The organism is Rhodanobacter geophilus, assembly GCF_040812275.1.
Classification (GTDB): domain Bacteria; phylum Pseudomonadota; class Gammaproteobacteria; order Xanthomonadales; family Rhodanobacteraceae; genus Rhodanobacter_A; species Rhodanobacter_A geophilus.
This window is the reverse complement of sequence record NZ_JBFOHL010000011.1, coordinates 1-16,545: the sequence shown is the minus strand read 5'-3', so window position 1 is coordinate 16,545 and position 16,545 is coordinate 1. Positions and strand designations below refer to the sequence as shown.

The window sequence follows — 16,545 nt, the reverse complement described above, 5'->3', positions numbered from 1 at the left end:
CCAACCTTCCTCGCTCCTCAGAGCCGACGCCGTCCATGGCGTTCCCCGCGTGCTCCCCATGGGGACTGGGCCTAACGCAACAAGTGCGCTTACTTTTTCCGGGCCCGTGGATGCGCCGCGTCGTACACCTTCGCCAGGTGTTGGAAATCCAGGTGGGTGTAGATCTGCGTGGTGGCGATGTCGGCGTGGCCGAGCAGCTCCTGCACCGCGCGCAGGTCGCCGGAGGATTCCAGCATGTGGCTGGCGAAGGTGTGGCGCAGCAGGTGCGGGTGCACGTGCTTGGCGAAGCCGTGCGCGAGCGCGAGTTTCTGCAGCCGCGCCTGCACCGTGCGCGGGCTGATGGTCGCGCCGCCGCGGCCGCGGAACACCGGCGCTTCCGGCGCCCGGCCTTCGGCGTCGCCCAGCGCGCGCAGCGCGCTCACGGCATGGCGGCCCACCGGCACGATGCGCGTCTTGCGGCCCTTGCCCAGCACGCGCACTTCGCCGCCATCGAGGTCGAGGTCGCTCCAGTGCAGGCCGACCAGTTCGGACAGGCGCAGGCCGGAGGAATAGAACAGTTCCAGCATGGCGCGGTCGCGCACGCCGAGCGCGCCGTCGCCGCCCGCTTCCACCAGGCTGGCGGCCTCGTCCACGTCCAGCACCACGGGCAGCTTGCGCTGCACCTTGGGGCCGCGCACGCCGGCCAGCGGATCGTGCGCCAGCGCGCCTTCGCGGCTGAGCTGGCGGAACAGGCTGCGGCAGGAGGACAGCAGGCGCTGCAGGCTCTTCGGCGCCAGCCCCGCGCGATGCTGGGCGGCGACGAACTGGCGCATGCGGTTCGGTTCCAGCGCGGCGAAGCCGGCGATGTCCTGCGCCTCCATCCAGGCCAGCAGCTTGGCGAGGTCGCGGCGGTAGCCGTCCACGGTATGCGGCGAGGCTTGCCGTTCGCCGGCGAGGCGAGCCAGCCAGGTCTCGACCTGTTGCGCCGGCGCCGTCACCGCATCAAGCCAGGTCGCGGGCCCGCGCCAGTGCGGCGGTGACGGTGGCGGCGATCATCTTCAGGAACAGCGTGCCCATGCCGGGCTGGAAGCGGTCCGGGTCCTGGCTGCCGATCGCGAGGATGCCGGCCTCGCCCAGCGGCATCAGTGCCGCCGAGCGGATCGAAGGCGCCTCGTCGCCGAACAGGCACGCCAGCTTGTCGGGCGACAGGCGGCCGGAGACGGGTTCGTGCCGCTGCAGCAGCTCGGCCAGCTCGGGCAGTTCCGCGGCGCCGCCGCCCACCTGGCGCAGCCAGTTCGAGCGCGGCAGGTCGGCGTTGTTGCCGAACAGCAGCAGGCGTACCTGTTCGGTGTGAAAGTCCTCGCTGAGCCGGGCCATCATGGTGCGCGTGGTCACTTCCAGCGTGTTCGCGCGCAGCAGCGCCACGGTGAGCGCATGCACGCGCTCCATCAGCCGCTCGTTGTCGGCGGCGATCGCGGTGAGGTCGGCGAGGCGTCGTTCCAGCTCCGCGTTCTTCTCGCGCAGCTGCTGCAGCTGGTAGGTGGCCAGCGAGGCCACCGGGCCCTGCTCGCGCGGCACAGTGAGCTGGGCGGCCAGCTCGGGGTAGTCGCTGAGGAAGGAAGGGTGCTGCTTCAGGTAAGCCGCGACGGCACCGGCTTCGGTGGCGTCATCGGACAGGGGAGCGTTCATGCGCGTTTTCCTCGGACCGCTGCGTGAGTGACCCGAGTGTGCGATGGACGCACCTGTCGAATCAATCCGCGAGCCATGTGCCTTCGAACACGAAGGCGGCGGGGCCGGTCATCCACAACGTGTGGCCGGGGCCGGGCCAGGCGATGCGCAAGGCGCCCCCGGGCAGGTCCACCTGCACGCTTTCGTCCACTTCGCCGCGCCGGCGCAGCACCGCCATGGCGGCGCAGGCGCCGGTGCCGCAGGCCTGCGTCCAGCCCGCGCCGCGCTCGTGCACGCGCAGCTGGAGGTGGCTGCGGTCGGCGCGCCGCACGAAACCGGCGTTGGTGCCCGCGGCGAAGCGCGGATGCGTGCTGAGCGCCGGGCCCAGCCGTTCCGGCACGCCCTCGGCCAGCGCCTCGGCCATCACCACCGCATGCGGATTGCCCATCGACACCGCGCCGATCTCCAGTGCGTCCCCGTCGACCTCGATCGCATAGCGATCCGCCTCGGCTTCCGCCGCGAACGGGATGCGCGCCGGCGCGAACACCGGTTCGCCCATGTCCACGGTGACCTCGTGCGCATTGAGCAGGCGCACCGTCACCGGGCCGGACGGGCTCTCCAGCCGCACCGCCTCGCCCAGCGCCAGCGTGCCGGCGCGGTGCAGCCATGCCGCCACGCAGCGCACGCCGTTGCCGCACTGGCCCGAGGGCGAGCCGTCGGTGTTCCAGATGCCGTAGTAGAACGCGCAGGACGGATCGCGTGCCGGTTCCACGCTGAGCAGCTGGTCGAAGCCCACGCCGGTGCGGCGGTCGGCCAGCGCGCGGATGCTTGCGACGTTCAGCGACAACGGAGCAGTGCGGCCATCGAGCACGACGAAGTCGTTGCCGAGCCCGTGCATCTTGGAGAAGCGCAGCATCCGTGCGCGCTCAGTGCGTGGCGGCAGGCATGGCGCTGCTGGTCGCCGGTGCCGGCGCCGGCGCCGCCTGCGAGGCCGCCGGCGCAGGTTGCGCCTTCGGCGGCACGTAGACCGGCGGGTTCGGATTGTTCGGCAGGTACAGCGGGCCCTTGTTGCCGCAGCCGGCAAGCATGGCGGCGGCGAGGCAGAGCGGCAGCAGCAGCGGTCGGCGCATGGTCGGACACCAGTGAGGAAGACAGGGCGGCGCGCGCGGCGGCGACGGCCGTTGATGACACATGCAGTATAGCGAGCGCACCGGCGCGGCTTATCATGCAGCGGTCTTCTCCCGGAAATCCCCATGAACCCGATCGAGCTGCTGCGCCTGCCCGCCACTGCGCTGCTGGTGCTGGCGGCGGTCCTGCTGCTGCTGAGCCTGCTGCAGCTGCTGCAGCTGCGGCGGCGCCTCGATGCCGGCGCGCGGCTGGCCGCGGCCTGGCATGCACTGCTGTGCGTGGCGTGCTTCGCGCTCGCCGTGCTGTTCGGCACCGGCGGCTGGGCGCTGCGCGGCTATCGCCTGCTCGGCGAGGAGACCCCGGTGGTCGACATCGACGCGCACATCCTATCGCCGCAACGCTGGGCGCTGACCCTGAGCTGGCCTGACGGCAGCACGCGCCAGCTCGATCTGGCGGGCGACGGCTGGCGCGTCGAGGCGGTGGTGCTGAAATGGAAGCTGCCCGCCCTGCTCGCCGGCCTGCCGTCGCTGTACCGGCTCGACCGCATCGACGGGCGCTACGACGATCCCATGCAGGAGGCGAGCGCGCCGCGCACCGTGATCGGCCTCGGCTCCGCCGACGGCTTCGACCTGCTCGACCTGCGCCGGCAGTACCCGCGCGCACTGCCGATGGTGGACGCGGTCTACGGCAGCGGCACCTTCCTGCCGCTGGTCGATGGTGGCCATTACAGCGTCAGCCTCTCGCGCAGCGGCGCCCTGGTGGCGCGGCCGGATGCGGCCACGCAGCAGCGCATCAGCTCGCCGCTGGGCGGCTGACGGGCGGACTCAGGCGAGCCGTTGCAGGAAGGCCAGCACGCGCCGCATGAGCAGCGCCGCCGCATCCGGGTCGTGCTCGCCCAGGCTGCGGTCGGTGAAGAGATGCCGCTCGCCCGGGTAGAGGAACAGCTCCGCCGTGTCGACCGTGGCGGCGAGCTCGCGGGCGACGTCGACGTCGCCCAGCCGGTCGTTCTCCATGACATGGATCTGCAGCGGCAGCCCCGGCGGCCAGGGACCGAAGTATTCCGGCGGCACGCAGGCATGCAGCAGGATGGCGCCCTTCGTGCCGCCACGCGTCTGCGCGAGTTTCTGTGCGGGCATCACGCCCAGCGAAAAGCCGAGGCAGGCCGCCGTGGAAGGCAGTGGCCCGGCCGCCGCCACGCCGCGCTCGATGACGGTGTCGAAGCCGAGTTGCTCGGCATGCGCGATGCCGGCCTCCAGCGTGTCGAAGGTCGCACCGGCATAGAGATCCGGCGTGGCGACCCGATGCCCGGCCGCGCGCAACTCGTCGGCGAAGGCAAGCACGCCCGGCGTGAGTCCCTGGGCGTGATGGAACACGACGACATCGGCCATGCCGGCAAGCCTGTGGGCGGGGATGGGCGGATGATAGCCGCGCGACTGCGCACCGCCACCGTGCTTCATCCGGCCGAACGAATGCGGCGCAGGAACTTGAATCGAAGCCGCGCTAGATTCACCCCGCCACGACGCGGCGGCCACGGCGCCGCTGTGCTTGCCGGCATCCACTCAACCGGGGAGACGCACATGAAGAAGCTCGCGGGAGTCGTCCTGACCACCACCCTGTCGTTAGCCACCGCCGCCGCGTTCGCCACGCAGCCGGTCCGCGACGTCAGCACCCATCGCCATCCGAACATCGCCGCGGCGCAGCGGCTCACCGACCAGGCCTACCACCGCATCGTTGCCGCGCAGCAGGCCAACGAATGGGACATGGACGGCCACGCGGCGAAGGCGAAGGACCTGCTCGACCAGGCCAGCCGCGAACTGAAGGCGGCAGCGGCGGCGGCAAACCGCCATCACGGGTGACGGCCGCACCGCAGGCGTGAATGCGGTACCGGCCTTGCCGCCATGCGGCAAGGCCGGGCGGCGGATTCTCAGGCGCCCGGCCTTGCCAGCAGCTTCTCGTAGCGCCAGGCGTCGCCGCCATCCTCGTAGTAGCCCGCGGCATGGCCGATGCGGCGGTAGCCCTGTCGTTCGTACAGGCGCACGGCGCCGTGGTTGTCGGCGCGCACTTCCAGCCGCATGGCACGGCAGTGGCGACGGTGCGCCAGCTGTTCGGCGGCGTCGAGCAGGGCGCTGCCCACGCCCTGGCCGCGCGCCGCGTGATGGGTGGCGATCGAATACAGCCGCGCCACGCCGCTGCGCTTGCGGAAGAACACCACCGCGTTGCCGAGGAAGCGGTGCGGACCGGTACTGGCCACCAGCACCTTGGCGCTGTCGCTGTCGAGGTGGCGACGGAATTGCGCGCGGCTCAGCCGGTCGCTGCTGAAGCTGTGCTGCTCCAGCGCCACCAGGTCGTCGAGATCGGAGAGCTCGGCGGAGCGGATGCGCACGTTGGCTGGCGGCATGGCGATGGATTCCCTGGAGCGGACGACCGGCACGGCGGCAAGCCGGGCGGACTGTAGTGCCCCGCCGGCGGGGCGGCAATCGCGGCGCGCAGGGCGTGTTTACGCGGGCTTCAGCGCCGCGCCTTGCACACCGCCGGCGCCATGCGACACTGCGCGCTCGCGTTCCCCGCCGCCCTGCGAGCAGGGCGTCCCCCGCAATCGCAAGCCTGAGTGGTGACATGGCCCGTCTGGTCATCGTGGTCGAAAAAGCCTCCGACTGGGGTTCCTACTACCCGTCGGTGGACGTGGTCAGCGCGATGGACTACCTGCGCGAGCCGGTGGGCAGCGACGACGAACGCACCCACGTCATCAACCTGTGCCGCAGCTACAAGTACCTGGGCACCGGCTACTACGTGTCGCTGCTGGCCGAGGCGCGCGGGCACCGGGTGATGCCCTCGGTGCGCACCATCAACGACCTGCGCCGGCGCTCGCTGTACGGCGTGGACATCGAGGATCTCAACACCAAGCTCACCCACTTCCTGCCGGCCGGCGGCCGCGACACCACCGACTTCGGCATCCTGGTCTACTTCGGCGAGACCGCCTACCCCGCGCTGCAGGACCTGTCGCGGCAGGTGTTCGAATCCTTCCCCTGCCCGCTGCTGCGCATCGAGTTCGAGCGCGACCGCGTGTGGCAGGTCAGCTCGATCAAGCCGGTGGGCCTGCACACGCTGGACGACGCCCAGGAGGACGCGTTCGCCGAGGAGCTGGACCGCTTCTCGCGCAAGCTGTGGCGCAAGCCGCGCGCGCGCAAGCTGTACCGCTACGACCTGGCGATGCTGGTCGACCCCGCCGAGCAGATGCCGCCGTCGAACAAGAAGGCGCTCAAGCAGTTCGTGGCTGCCGGCAAGGAGCTCGGCATCGAGGTCGACACCATCGGCAAGAACGACTACCAGCGCCTCGCCGAATACGACGGCCTGTTCATCCGCGAGACCACCGCCAGCGACAACCACACCTATCGCTTCGCCCACCGTGCGGAGAAGGAGGGCATGGTGGTGATCGACGACCCGGCCTCGATCCTGCGCTGCACGAACAAGATCTTCCTCAACGACCTGATGGTCTCGCGCAAGCTCGCCGTGCCGCGCACCGAGATCCTCTACCGCGACGACAGCAAGGGCATGAAGGAAGTCGCCACGCGGCTGGGGTATCCGCTGGTGCTGAAGATCCCCGACGGCTCGTTCTCGCGCGGCGTGGTCAAGGTGGAGAACGAGGCGGCGCTGGACCAGGCCAGCGCCGAGCTGTTCCAGCACAGCGCGCTGCTGCTGGCGCAGGAATACGTCTACACCGAGTTCGACTGGCGCATCGGCGTGCTCAACCGCGAGCCGCTGTACGCGTGCAAGTACTACATGTCGCGCGGCCACTGGCAGATCTACAACCACGCCGCCAAGGGCGATGCCAAGTCGGGCGGCTTCGAAACGCTGCCGGTGGATCGCGCACCGCCCGAGGTGGTGAAACTGGCGCTCAAGGCCACCAGCGCCGTGGGCAACGGCTTCTACGGCGTGGACCTCAAGCAGGTCGACGACAAACCGGTGGTGATCGAGGTCAACGACAACCCCTCGATCGACGCCGGCGTCGAGGACGCGCATCTCGGCAGCGAGCTGTACCTGCGCGTGATGCAGGAGTTCCTGCGCCGGATGGAACGCAAGCGGCAGGGTATCGGCAACTGAGGGCGCAGTCGGCGCGACAACGCTGTGCAAGCGGGTCGCGCCGGCCGTTGCCTCCCTGCAACGGCCGGCGGCCGGCGTGTTCCCTCACGCTGTCGGGCAACGCATGGCCTCCGGCCCGCCCCCGACTACCCTCGCCGCGACCTGCCCGTCGCGGCTGTTCCACTGCCAGATGGAATCAGTGCCGGCGTCGCGCGTGCCGTCGTGGCAGCAGTTGCCGTGGCAGGCCCGGTTCGAGGATCAGCAGCAGCGCCAGCGGCGCCACCAGCAGCCACAGCAGCGGCGCCCAGCCCAGCAGCGCAGTGCGCGCCGGCACCAGGGTGGTGGCGAGCAGCGCGCCGCCGGCGGCGAGCCACAGCAGGGCGATGCCGAGCAGGCGGTCGTGGCGGCAATGGTCGATGGCGGTGAGGCGCATGGCGGTTTCCTCGCGGGCGATGGAGGCAGCGTGCCGGCTCGCCATCTCAGAAGCTGCGACGGTCCGCCTGGGCCTACGAAGGCCGGTCCGGACACGCCGCGCCACATACAATGGCCGCCTGTTTGCAGGAGCGCCGCATGAGCCAGCCGTCCCAGTTCGCCGTGTTCGGCCACCCGATCGCGCATTCGCTGTCGCCGCGCATCCACCAGGCCTTCGCGCGACAGTGCGACATCGCGCTGGAGTACCGCACCATCGATGCGGCGCCGGTGGACTTCGCCGCGGCGGTGCACGGTTTTTTCGCTGCGGGCGGCGCGGGCGCAAACGTCACGCTGCCGCACAAGGGTGCGGCCTTCGCGCTGGCCGGCGAACGCAGCGAGGCGGCCACCCGCGCCGGCACGGCGAACGTGCTCAGCCGCCTGCCCGATGGCCGGCTGGCCGCGCACAACACGGACGGTGCCGGCCTGGTGCGGGACCTCACCGAGCGTCACCGCGTCGATTTGCGCGGCCACGACGCGCTGATGCTGGGTGCCGGCGGCGCGGCGCGGGCCGTGGCGTGGTCGCTGCTGGATGCGGGCGTGCAGACGCTGACCATCGTCAACCGCACGCCGGAAACGGCCGATGCGCTGGCCGATGCGATCGGCGAGCCCGCGCGCGTGCATACGCGCTACTGGGACGACCTCGCGAACCTGGGCAGCTACGACCTGATCGTCAACGCCACGTCGGCCGGCGTGCTGGGCGGCGGATTGAAACTGCCGATGTCGCTGGTGGGCGCGCGTGCGCTCTGCTACGACCTCGCCTACGGCGCGGCGGCCATCGATTTCGTCGCGTGGGCGAAGGCGGCGAAGGCGCGCTACGCCTGGGACGGCCTCGGCATGCTGGTGGAACAGGCCGCCGAGGCGTTCGAGCTGTGGCACGGCAGGCGGCCCGATACCGAGCCGGTGTACCAGGCGCTGCGTGCGGCGGTTTGAGCGCGCGGCGCGTCCTGCCAAGCACATCACCTTTTCGCGCGGCCCATTTGACCCCGTCTAAAAGCGCCGGTGCCAGCATGCCCGGCGCAGGGGGTGGCTGGGCCTGTTCACGACGGGCCCGCACGCAAGGGGTAATCGCATGCTGCGCATGGGGATGTTCGGTCGTTGCCTGGCCGCTGCCGGGCTGTCGTGGTTTGCCTGCAGCGCCTTCGCCGCCACCGGCGGCAGTCCGGTCGGTTCGACCAACGTGACCACCGCCGACCCGGCGGTGCCGCGCCCGCCGGGCCAGCCCTGCGTGGTGCAACTGTTCCAGGACGACGTGTTCAACGATTTCGGCACGCGGCCCTACAGCTACACGCCGCCCGCCGGCTGCGGCACGAAGTGGGCCAAGGTGGTGCTGGAGGCGGACTTCTCGGTGACCGCAGGCGTGCAGTACGACCGCACCGCCTCGATCTGGCTGGGCGGCGTGGACCTGTATTTCGGCACCACCGAGGAGCCCTCGTCCACGGTGGCGCCGAGCTGGCACGTGGAGCGCGACCTCACCGACTACAGCGCATTGCTGCGGAACGCCGGGCAGGGCCAGGCGATCCTGTGGAACCTGGTGAGCAGCACCTACACCGGCGTGATCCACGGCAGCGCGAAGCTGCTGTTCTACCCGGCCTCGGCGCGCGCGCCCGCACCGCGCGTGCCGGACCAGGTGATTCCGCTGGGCAGCGACCCGGTGGGCAGCGTCACCAACCTGGCCACCTCCACCGACCAGCTGTCGAAGACGCTGACCCTGCCGCGCAACGTGGTGCACGCCTACCTCGACGTGTTCGCGCAAAGCCAGAACGCCGACGAGTTCTGGTACACCTGCGTGCCCGACCAGTACGCCGCCGCGGTGCAGGAGTGCGGCGGCGGCAACTTCCGCGAGGCCGAGGTGAGCATCGACGGCCAGCCCGCGGGCGTGGCGCCGGTGTATCCGTGGGTCTACACCGGCGGCATCGATCCCTACCTGTGGCGGCCGGTCACCGGTGTGCAGACGTTGAACTTCATGCCGTACCGGGTCGACCTCAGTCCGTTCGCGGGCATGCTCAGCGACGGTGCGCAGCACACGGTGGCGCTCAACGTGGCCGGCGCGAACAACTACTTCTCCACCGCCGCGACCCTGCTGGTGTACCAGGACAGCCACAGCAGCCAGGTCACCGGCGGCGTGACGCGCAACACCCTGGCCGGCCAGGCGCCCACGCCGACGATAGCCAGCACGCTGGACAGCACCGGCAACGGCGGCATCACCACCCACCTCAAGCGCCATTTCACCATCGAGGGCTATGTCGACACCTCGCACGGCCGCGTGAAGAACACGGTGGACCAGACCGTGGGTTTCGCCGACACGCAGACCTTCACGATCAACGCCACCACCTACCGGCAGGTCACCGACCAGCTCACCTCGATGGACGGGACGAGCAGCAGCAGCGACGGTTCGTCATACACGCAGCACGTGAGCTACCCCTTCCGCCTCGACTACAACGAGCAGGTGGCCCCGGATGGCAGCGTGGCGGTCGCCACCACGGTGGCGCAGGGCTACCGGCTGGATCGCTCCACCGGATTCTTCGGCTTCCCGCTGTATGCGGACCGGGTGGACAACACCGTGGACAGCGCCGACACGCTGGACTTCGACGCCGGCGGCAACTTCACCGGGCACACCGGCCAGGCCAGCACGCAGGCATTCGCCTACCGCGACACGCTGGGTGGCTGCTATCGCGGCGGGGTCGGCTCGGCGGCCGGTGCGGTGACGGCGTACACCCGTGGCAAGGGCTGCCCCGGCGGGCAGAACGGCGTGTACTGGTTCAGCCATCCGGACGGCTCGTCCTGGCAAGGCGACGCGTTGACCGGCTGGTGAATCGGCGAGTCATCGCCCTGACATGATGCGCCGCTAGCTTGCCGCCACGGCCACGGTCGTCCATCGGGACGGTCGCGGCCGTGGTTCCGGTCAGGCGGGGTGTCATGCAAGGTCTCGTTTCGTTTTTCTCTCGCCGCCCGGTCTGGCTGGGTGGTCTCCTGGTATTGATCCTGGCGGCCGGTGGCGGCTGGTGGCACTGGAATGCCCGTGCCGCGGCCGGGCCGGCCGCGGACGACAGCGGCGTCCACGTCCTGCTCGGCCTCGCCGCCGACGCGTTGCGCGATGGCCGCCGCGTGGCGCCGGTGGGCAGCAATGCGTTCGAGTTCTACTTCAGCGTGCTGCAGCTCGATCCGCACAACCGCACCGCGCTGGACAACCTGCGCGATGCCTTCAAGCCGGCCTGCGCGGATGTCGAGCAGACGATCGCCACGGGCGACCTGGACGAGGCGCAACGCGAGCTGCAGCTGCTGCGCGCCTACGACGCCGGCAACTACAAATACGACCCGGCGCACTACGAATACCACTCCGACAACTACAAGCTGGCGCTGCTCGGCGGCTACCTCGATGCCCAGCGCACGCTGCTCGGCCGCAGGCATGCGGAGGAGGCGGCGGCGATCAGCGCACAGCAGGCCAGCGCCGCAGCGCCGCAGTGACGACACTCAGCCGGCGAGGTAGTCGTCCTTCAGCCGCACGTAATGCGCGGCCGAATAGATCAACTGTTCGACCTGGTCGTCGCTGAGCCTGCGCACGAACTTCGCCGGGTTGCCCAGCCACAGCTCGCGCTCGCCCACCACCTTGCCGGGCGGCACCAGCGCGCCGGCGCCCACGAAGCCGTGCCGCTTCACCACGGCGCCGTCGAGCACGCTGGCGTGCATGCCGATCAGGCAGCCGTCCTCGATGGTGCAGGCGTGCACCACCGCGGCATGGCCGATGGTGACGTCGGCGCCGATCAGGCAGGGATAACCCGGGCCATAGGGACCCTGGTGCGCCACGTGCACGATCGCGCCGTCCTGGATGTTCGTGCGCGCGCCGACGCGGATGTGGTTCACGTCGCCGCGCAGCACCGCGCCGGGCCAGATCGAGACATCGTCGGCCAGCACCACGGCGCCGATCACGCTGGCGGCGGGGTCGACGTAGACGCGTTCACCGAGGACGGGGGCGATGCCCTTGCAGCTGCGCAGCGGATTCATGCGCCCATTCTAGCCGCGCCGCAAGGCCCCTTCCCGAAGGGAGGGGAGTCAGGCGCGCTCCGCTTCGAGCACGCGCATCGTCTCGCGGTAGCCCGCTTCCACGGCACGCTGCCAGTCCTTCCAGTCCAGCATGCCGACGTGGTCGAGCGGCGGGGTGATCAGCCGTTGCGCCAGCGCGCGGCAGTGCTCGCTGGTCTCCTCACTGTTGACCATCGCGGCGCGGGTGAGGGTGGAGACCAGGCCGGGCCAGCGCGGGCCGCGGCGCTGTTGCAGCAGCAACCGCCACCACGGCGGCGTGGCGAAATCCTCGATGCCGCTGCGCAGCTCGATGTCGGCGCGGATGCTCACGGCGGTGAGGTGGGCGAGGCCGTCCGCGGCCATCACGTCGGTGGGCAGGTTGTCCACCAGCGCGCCGTCCACGTAGACCTCGCCGTGGTGCAGCACCGGCGGCAGCACGCCGGGGATCGCGCTGGACGCGCGCAGCCACAGCCACAGCGGCCCTTGCCGATGCACCACGCGGCCGGTGCCGGAGAGGCTGGTGGAGACGCAGAAGAACGGCGTGGCGAGATCCTCGATGTCGATCGCGCCGAATGCCTCGCGCAGCAGCCAGGCGGCGCGGCGGCCGCGGGTCAGCGCCACCAGCGGCAGCGTCCAGTCCGACAGCGGGCGGCCGCGCACGAAGGCGGCGTGGAACTTGCGCAGCAGGGTCGGCGTGTCCCAGTCGTCGGCCACGCCGGCGCCGATGATCGCGCCGATGCTGGTGCCGCCCACCGCGTCGAACACGTGGCCGGCTTCGCGCAGCGCCTTGAGCGCGCCGAGGTGGGCCAGCCCGCGCGCGCCGCCGCCGGCCAGCACCAGGCCGCGGCCGTGGCCGCTGACCAGCCGCGCCACCCGCGCGATGTCGTCCGTGCCGCGGATGTGGTGGTGCTGCAGCGCGCCGCTGAACTGGGCGCGCCAGCGCTGCGCCGCGCCGTGCTGCACCTGGCGGCCGGCATGCAGCAGCAACAGGTGGCGTGGGCGATGCCGTGCGCGCGAAGGGTGGCCCGGCGCGGCTTCCGGCCACGGCCGCGCCGGCAGCGCGGCCAGCGCCGGCAGCAGCAGCACGTCGGCCTGGCGCAGGCAACGCTGGCGCCACGGCGCGTCGCCGTTGCGGTCGAGGTAGATCACGAAGCGCGCCTGCGCCTCGCGCTCGGCGAACCAGTCGCTGCCGCGGCCCGCACCCAGTTCGGCGTCGATCAGCACGCAGTTGCCGTACGCCTCCAGTGCGCGGCCGAGTTGCAGCGCCAGCGCATGGGCGGGCACGCCGGCATCCACCGGCAGGATCGCGAAGGTGCGCGGCTTGTCCGGCGCGGTGTCGCTGCGCTCGTTCTGCAGCAGGCGCTGCATCGCCACGCGGGCCACGTCCAGCATCGCGCGCGGATGGTGTTCGACCAGCGCCTCGAACGCGGCGCGATCCAGCCGCAGCAGCTCCGAGTCGCGCAGCGCGCGCACGGCGAGATGATGGTGGCCGCCCGAGAGCAGGCTGATCTCGCCCACGCATTCGCCGGCGGCCAGCTGGTGCAGCAGGGTGGTGGGCCCGTCGAACACACCGAGGCTGCCGCTGCGCAGCAGGTACAGCGCGTCGGCCGGCTCGCCGGCCTGGAACAGATACTGCCCGCCGGGCAGGCACAGCCAGCGCATCTGCCGCCCCAGCGCCGCGCGTTGCGCTTCGCCCAGGTGGGCGAACAGCGCGGTGCGTCCCATCAGTTCGGCCAGATCGGTTGGCTCCATGCCGCGGATGCTACGCCCGGGCGATGACAGCCGGCGCCCGCACGGTCCTGCGCTTGATTTCGCCGGGGTCGCTCGTCACGCTTTGGCGCGCACAAGGAGCTTCCATGAACCAAGACAACCCGCTGCTGGCCGACGACGCGCTGCCGGCCTTCTCCCGCATCCGCCCCGAACACGTGGCGCCGGCGATCGACACCATCCTCGCCGATGACCGCGCCGCCATCGCCGCGCTCGCCGCGCCCGGTGCACCGCGCGATTTCGCGCACGTGATGCTGGCGCAGGAACGGCTGGAGCAACGCCTCAATCGCGCCTGGGCGCCGGTGTCGCACCTGCACTCGGTGGCCGACAGCGCCGCGCTGCGCGAGGTCTATGGCCCGGCCGAGGAGAAGCTCACCGACTACGGCATCGAGCAGGGTCAGAACCGTGCGCTGTACGCCGCGGTGCAGGCGGTGGCCGATGCCCCCGCGTTCGGCGCACTGGGCCGGCCCGAGCGCGCGCTGGTGGAACACGCGCTGCGCGATTTCAGGCTCTCCGGCGTGGCGCTCGAGGAGCCTGCGCGCACCCGCTTCCGCGAGATCGGCGTGGAGCTGTCGAAGCTTTCCACCGAATTCTCCAACGCGGTGCTCGACGCCACCGACGCCTGGCACGAGCACGTCACCGACGAGCGCGATCTCGCCGGCATCCCCGAGTCCGGCCGCGCGGTGCTGCGCCAGTACGCCAAGGACCAGGATCTGGATGGCTACCTGGTCACGCTGAAGCAACCCAGCGTGCAGGCCGTGCTCACCTACGCCGACAACCGCGCGCTGCGCGAGCGGGTGTACTGGGCCTACCAGACCCGCGCCTCCGACCAGGGCCCGCACGCGGGCAAATACGACAACTCAGCGCGCATCGAACGGATCATGGCGTTGCGCCACGAGGCCGCGAAGCTGCTGGGCTTCGCCAACGCGGCCGAGGAATCGCTGGCCACCAAGATGGCCGGCTCGCCCACCGAGGTGATGGAGTTCCTGCACGACCTCGCCGCGCGCGCGAAGCCGGTGGCGCAGCGCGAGCTGGCCACGCTGCGCGAGTTCGCGCGCACCGAACTGGGGCTGGACATGCTGGAACCGTGGGACGTGGGCTATGCGTCCGAGAAGCTGCGCCAGCAGAACTACGAGCTCGACGAGGAACAGCTCAAGCCCTACTTCCCGCTGCCTGCGGTGACAGCCGGGCTGTGGGCGATCGTGCACAAGCTCTACGGCATCACGCTCGCCGAGCGCGAAGGCGTCGACGTATGGCATCCCGACGTGCGCTATTACGACGTGAGGGACGCCGACGGCCGCGTGTTCGCCGGCGCCTACGTCGACCTCTATGCGCGCACCGGCAAGCGCGGCGGCGCGTGGATGGACGTCTGCCGCGCCCGCTTCGACGACGGCGAGGCGAAGCAGCTGCCGGTGGCCTTCCTCACCTGCAACTTCGCGCCGCCCACCGAGGGCCGCCCGGCCCTGCTCACCCACGACGACGTGCTCACCCTGTTCCACGAATTCGGCCACGGCCTGCACCACCTGCTCACCGAAATCGCCCTGCCCTCGATCGGCGGCATCGACGGCGTGGAGTGGGACGCGGTGGAACTGCCCAGCCAGTTCATGGAGAACTTCGGCTGGAACCGCGAGGCGCTGGACCTGTTCGCGCGCCACTGGCAGACCGGCGAGCCGCTGCCGGAGGAACTGTTCCAGCGCATGCTGGCCGCGCGGCATTTCCACGCCGGCCTGTTCCTGGTGCGCCAGCTGGAGTTCGCGCTGTTCGACTTCACCCTGCACCTGGGCTACGACCCCGCCGAGGGCGCCCGCGTGCTGGCGGTGCTGGGCGAGGTGCGCAAGCAGGTGGCGGTGCTGCATCCGCCGGCGTGGCACCGCTTCCCGCACGCGTTCAGCCACATCTTCGCGGGCGGCTACGCGGCCGGCTATTACAGCTACCTGTGGGCCGAACTGCTCAGCGCCGATGCGTTCGGCGCATTCGAGGACGCGGCGAAGCAGGGCGGCAGCGTGATCGACCCCGCCACCGGCGCGCGTTTCCGCCGCGAAGTGCTTTCCGTGGGCGCCAGCCGACCGGCGCTGGAGAGCTTCGTCGCCTTCCGCGGCCGCAAGCCGGAGCCGGAGGCGCTGCTGCGCAGCCACGGGTTGCTGGAGTAAGTGATAAAAAGCCCGCCATGTGGTGGGCTTTTCGCTATAAAGGCGAAGGATTAGTTCCCACCCACTTGTTCAGCCCTCATGTTGCAGATCCGATAAATGTGCAAGGACACGACGAAGCAGCTTGCCACTCACAAGGCGAACAAGCAGAATGCAACAGTGGATATGCATGCATACAAGGCCCGCGAAGCCGAACAGGGGTGGCTTTATCGGGATTATTTCACCATGGTGTTGGCGAATAACCTGATGTTCCGAGGATCGATTAATTCCTTCCATTCCTTGCAGTGGTGTGCATCATCGCCGTGCAGTAAATCCAATGATGAAACCAAGCGCTTGAACCGCGGAGATTATGCCAGTGGGCAACGAATTTGAATCCATAACGCAGTGGTTTGGACGGAAGATAGAGCCGGTGCATCCTGTCGAGGAGGTACTAGAGCGTTATCATGCACAACATCCGCGTGCGATTTTTCTTAAAACCCTTCCGGCAAATGCGTCCATGCTTGATGTAGGTGCGGGCGATGGTGGATTTGAGGTGTTCAGGCATTGGCCACTTCCGAAGCGATTGGATATAAAGCTGTTTGCATACTCTCTCGAAAAAGGAGCGGGTTTTGATAGATATGATGGATATGAGCTTGGGAATTGGGACCAGCGCTTGCCGGAATTTGGCGGGCGGGAGTTCGATGCGATCTATTCATCTCACTTCATCGAACATATAGAGGATCGAAGCGGATACATAAACTGGTGTGCCTCGCGCCTAAAGCCTAATGGGCGAATCTATATTGAATGGCCGGCGCACGAATCGCAGTTTTGTCCAACCAGTCAAGAGCTTTTGAAAGTGGGTTTCGCACACATCACTGCGAACTTCTATGATGATCGAACACACAAAGATCTACCAAGCAGAGCGGATATACTTCACCATTTAGAAAATGCAGGGTTGATCGTGGATGCGCAAGCTGTCATTCGCATGCCCGTCTTCGAAAATGACTTGCTTGCGCACTATCGTGAAACAGGAGATGCGGTGTCACTGCAGTTTGCCTACTGGCTGCGAACTGGATGGTGCCAATTTGTAACTGCCCATGCACCAAGGGCAGTTTCCCGATGAAGTGATCGGCGGCGGAGTAATTTTATTCCATTTCTATTTTGATAAAGCATCAATAATCCACGGTTAGGGATGCTCTGATCTATTCCCCGACTGAGGCATCATAGCGATGAGCCCCCGGAAGCACATCCTCGATGAAGCAGCGTTCGTTCGCCTCGTTAAGTTTTGACGCCAAGAAGAAGCCCA

The 16,545-nt window shown here is 69.3% G+C and carries 18 protein-coding genes; 9 read left to right on the top strand and 9 right to left on the bottom strand.

The genetic code is table 11. The features are described 5' to 3' along the window. Positions 1 to 89: 89 nt before the first annotated feature. The 4 genes from xerC to lptM form a co-directional block, all read right to left on the bottom strand. The gene (xerC, locus tag ABQJ56_RS12805; protein ID WP_367845400.1) at positions 90 to 977 is read right to left on the bottom strand and encodes a tyrosine recombinase XerC; all 888 of its coding nucleotides are present in this window, start codon (positions 975 to 977) and stop codon (positions 90 to 92) included. Positions 978 to 981: 4 nt separating this feature from the next. Beyond that, entirely contained in the window at positions 982 to 1,668 is a 687-nt protein-coding gene (locus ABQJ56_RS12800) for a DUF484 family protein (protein WP_367845399.1), read from the bottom strand. 61 nt (positions 1,669 to 1,729) lie between these two features. After that, positions 1,730 to 2,563 carry a diaminopimelate epimerase gene (dapF, locus tag ABQJ56_RS12795; RefSeq protein WP_367845398.1) on the bottom strand — a complete coding sequence of 278 codons (834 nt, stop codon included), beginning with the start codon at positions 2,561 to 2,563 and terminating at the stop codon, positions 1,730 to 1,732. Between the two features lie 10 nt (positions 2,564 to 2,573). Continuing rightward, positions 2,574 to 2,777, bottom strand: a complete 204-nt coding sequence (gene lptM / locus ABQJ56_RS12790; protein WP_367845397.1) for an LPS translocon maturation chaperone LptM — start codon at positions 2,775 to 2,777, stop codon at positions 2,574 to 2,576. A 123-nt stretch (positions 2,778 to 2,900) separates the two neighbouring features. Between lptM and ABQJ56_RS12785 the strand changes: the two genes are divergently transcribed. Next, positions 2,901 to 3,590 carry a hypothetical protein gene (locus tag ABQJ56_RS12785; protein ID WP_367845396.1) on the top strand — a complete coding sequence of 230 codons (690 nt, stop codon included), beginning with the start codon at positions 2,901 to 2,903 and terminating at the stop codon, positions 3,588 to 3,590. Between the two features lie 9 nt (positions 3,591 to 3,599). Here the strand turns inward: ABQJ56_RS12785 and ABQJ56_RS12780 are convergent, their stop codons facing one another. Then, a complete protein-coding gene (locus ABQJ56_RS12780; protein ID WP_367845395.1) occupies positions 3,600 to 4,163 on the bottom strand; it encodes a dienelactone hydrolase family protein in 564 nt (187 codons plus the stop codon). 189 nt (positions 4,164 to 4,352) lie between these two features. On the opposite strand from ABQJ56_RS12780, the gene ABQJ56_RS12775 reads away from it, so the two are divergent. After that, complete coding sequence (locus ABQJ56_RS12775; RefSeq protein ID WP_367845394.1) at positions 4,353 to 4,631, top strand: hypothetical protein; 279 nt, start codon at positions 4,353 to 4,355, stop codon at positions 4,629 to 4,631. A 68-nt stretch (positions 4,632 to 4,699) separates the two neighbouring features. Here the strand turns inward: ABQJ56_RS12775 and ABQJ56_RS12770 are convergent, their stop codons facing one another. After that, positions 4,700 to 5,173: a GNAT family N-acetyltransferase gene (locus ABQJ56_RS12770; RefSeq protein ID WP_367845393.1), complete on the bottom strand. Its 474-nt coding sequence runs from the start codon at positions 5,171 to 5,173 to the stop codon at positions 4,700 to 4,702. A 218-nt stretch (positions 5,174 to 5,391) separates the two neighbouring features. Here ABQJ56_RS12770 and ABQJ56_RS12765 point away from each other — a divergent pair, with 218 nt between their 5' ends. After that, positions 5,392 to 6,876, top strand: a complete 1,485-nt coding sequence (locus ABQJ56_RS12765; RefSeq protein ID WP_367845392.1) for a RimK family ATP-grasp domain-containing protein — start codon at positions 5,392 to 5,394, stop codon at positions 6,874 to 6,876. A 175-nt stretch (positions 6,877 to 7,051) separates the two neighbouring features. Here ABQJ56_RS12765 and ABQJ56_RS12760 read toward each other — a convergent pair whose 3' ends face one another. Beyond that, positions 7,052 to 7,288 carry a hypothetical protein gene (locus ABQJ56_RS12760; protein WP_367845391.1) on the bottom strand — a complete coding sequence of 79 codons (237 nt, stop codon included), beginning with the start codon at positions 7,286 to 7,288 and terminating at the stop codon, positions 7,052 to 7,054. A 137-nt stretch (positions 7,289 to 7,425) separates the two neighbouring features. Between ABQJ56_RS12760 and aroE the strand changes: the two genes are divergently transcribed. The 3 genes from aroE (at position 7,426) to ABQJ56_RS12745 (ending at position 10,791) form a co-directional block, all read left to right on the top strand. Then, on the top strand, positions 7,426 to 8,256 hold the full coding sequence (aroE, locus tag ABQJ56_RS12755) for a shikimate dehydrogenase (protein ID WP_367845390.1): 831 nt from the start codon (positions 7,426 to 7,428) through the stop codon (positions 8,254 to 8,256). 139 nt (positions 8,257 to 8,395) lie between these two features. Then, positions 8,396 to 10,138 (top strand): peptide-N4-asparagine amidase, encoded by a 1,743-nt coding sequence (locus ABQJ56_RS12750; RefSeq protein WP_367845389.1) that lies wholly within the window; start codon positions 8,396 to 8,398, stop codon positions 10,136 to 10,138. 104 nt (positions 10,139 to 10,242) lie between these two features. Beyond that, positions 10,243 to 10,791 (top strand): hypothetical protein, encoded by a 549-nt coding sequence (locus ABQJ56_RS12745; RefSeq protein WP_367845388.1) that lies wholly within the window; start codon positions 10,243 to 10,245, stop codon positions 10,789 to 10,791. A 6-nt stretch (positions 10,792 to 10,797) separates the two neighbouring features. Here ABQJ56_RS12745 and ABQJ56_RS12740 read toward each other — a convergent pair whose 3' ends face one another. After that, positions 10,798 to 11,328 (bottom strand): gamma carbonic anhydrase family protein, encoded by a 531-nt coding sequence (locus ABQJ56_RS12740; RefSeq protein WP_367845387.1) that lies wholly within the window; start codon positions 11,326 to 11,328, stop codon positions 10,798 to 10,800. 48 nt (positions 11,329 to 11,376) lie between these two features. Next, positions 11,377 to 13,098, bottom strand: a complete 1,722-nt coding sequence (locus ABQJ56_RS12735) for a patatin-like phospholipase family protein (protein WP_367845386.1) — start codon at positions 13,096 to 13,098, stop codon at positions 11,377 to 11,379. Positions 13,099 to 13,202: 104 nt separating this feature from the next. On the opposite strand from ABQJ56_RS12735, the gene ABQJ56_RS12730 reads away from it, so the two are divergent. From ABQJ56_RS12730 to ABQJ56_RS12720, 3 genes are all read left to right on the top strand, one after another. Further along, positions 13,203 to 15,263 carry a M3 family metallopeptidase gene (locus tag ABQJ56_RS12730; protein ID WP_367845385.1) on the top strand — a complete coding sequence of 687 codons (2,061 nt, stop codon included), beginning with the start codon at positions 13,203 to 13,205 and terminating at the stop codon, positions 15,261 to 15,263. Positions 15,264 to 15,359: 96 nt separating this feature from the next. Continuing rightward, a complete protein-coding gene (locus ABQJ56_RS12725) occupies positions 15,360 to 15,632 on the top strand; it encodes a hypothetical protein (RefSeq protein WP_367845384.1) in 273 nt (90 codons plus the stop codon). Continuing rightward, a complete protein-coding gene (locus ABQJ56_RS12720; RefSeq protein ID WP_367845383.1) occupies positions 15,616 to 16,362 on the top strand; it encodes a class I SAM-dependent methyltransferase in 747 nt (248 codons plus the stop codon). Before ABQJ56_RS12725 ends, ABQJ56_RS12720 begins: the two co-directional genes overlap by 17 nt. The last annotated feature ends 183 nt before the right edge of the window (positions 16,363 to 16,545 follow it).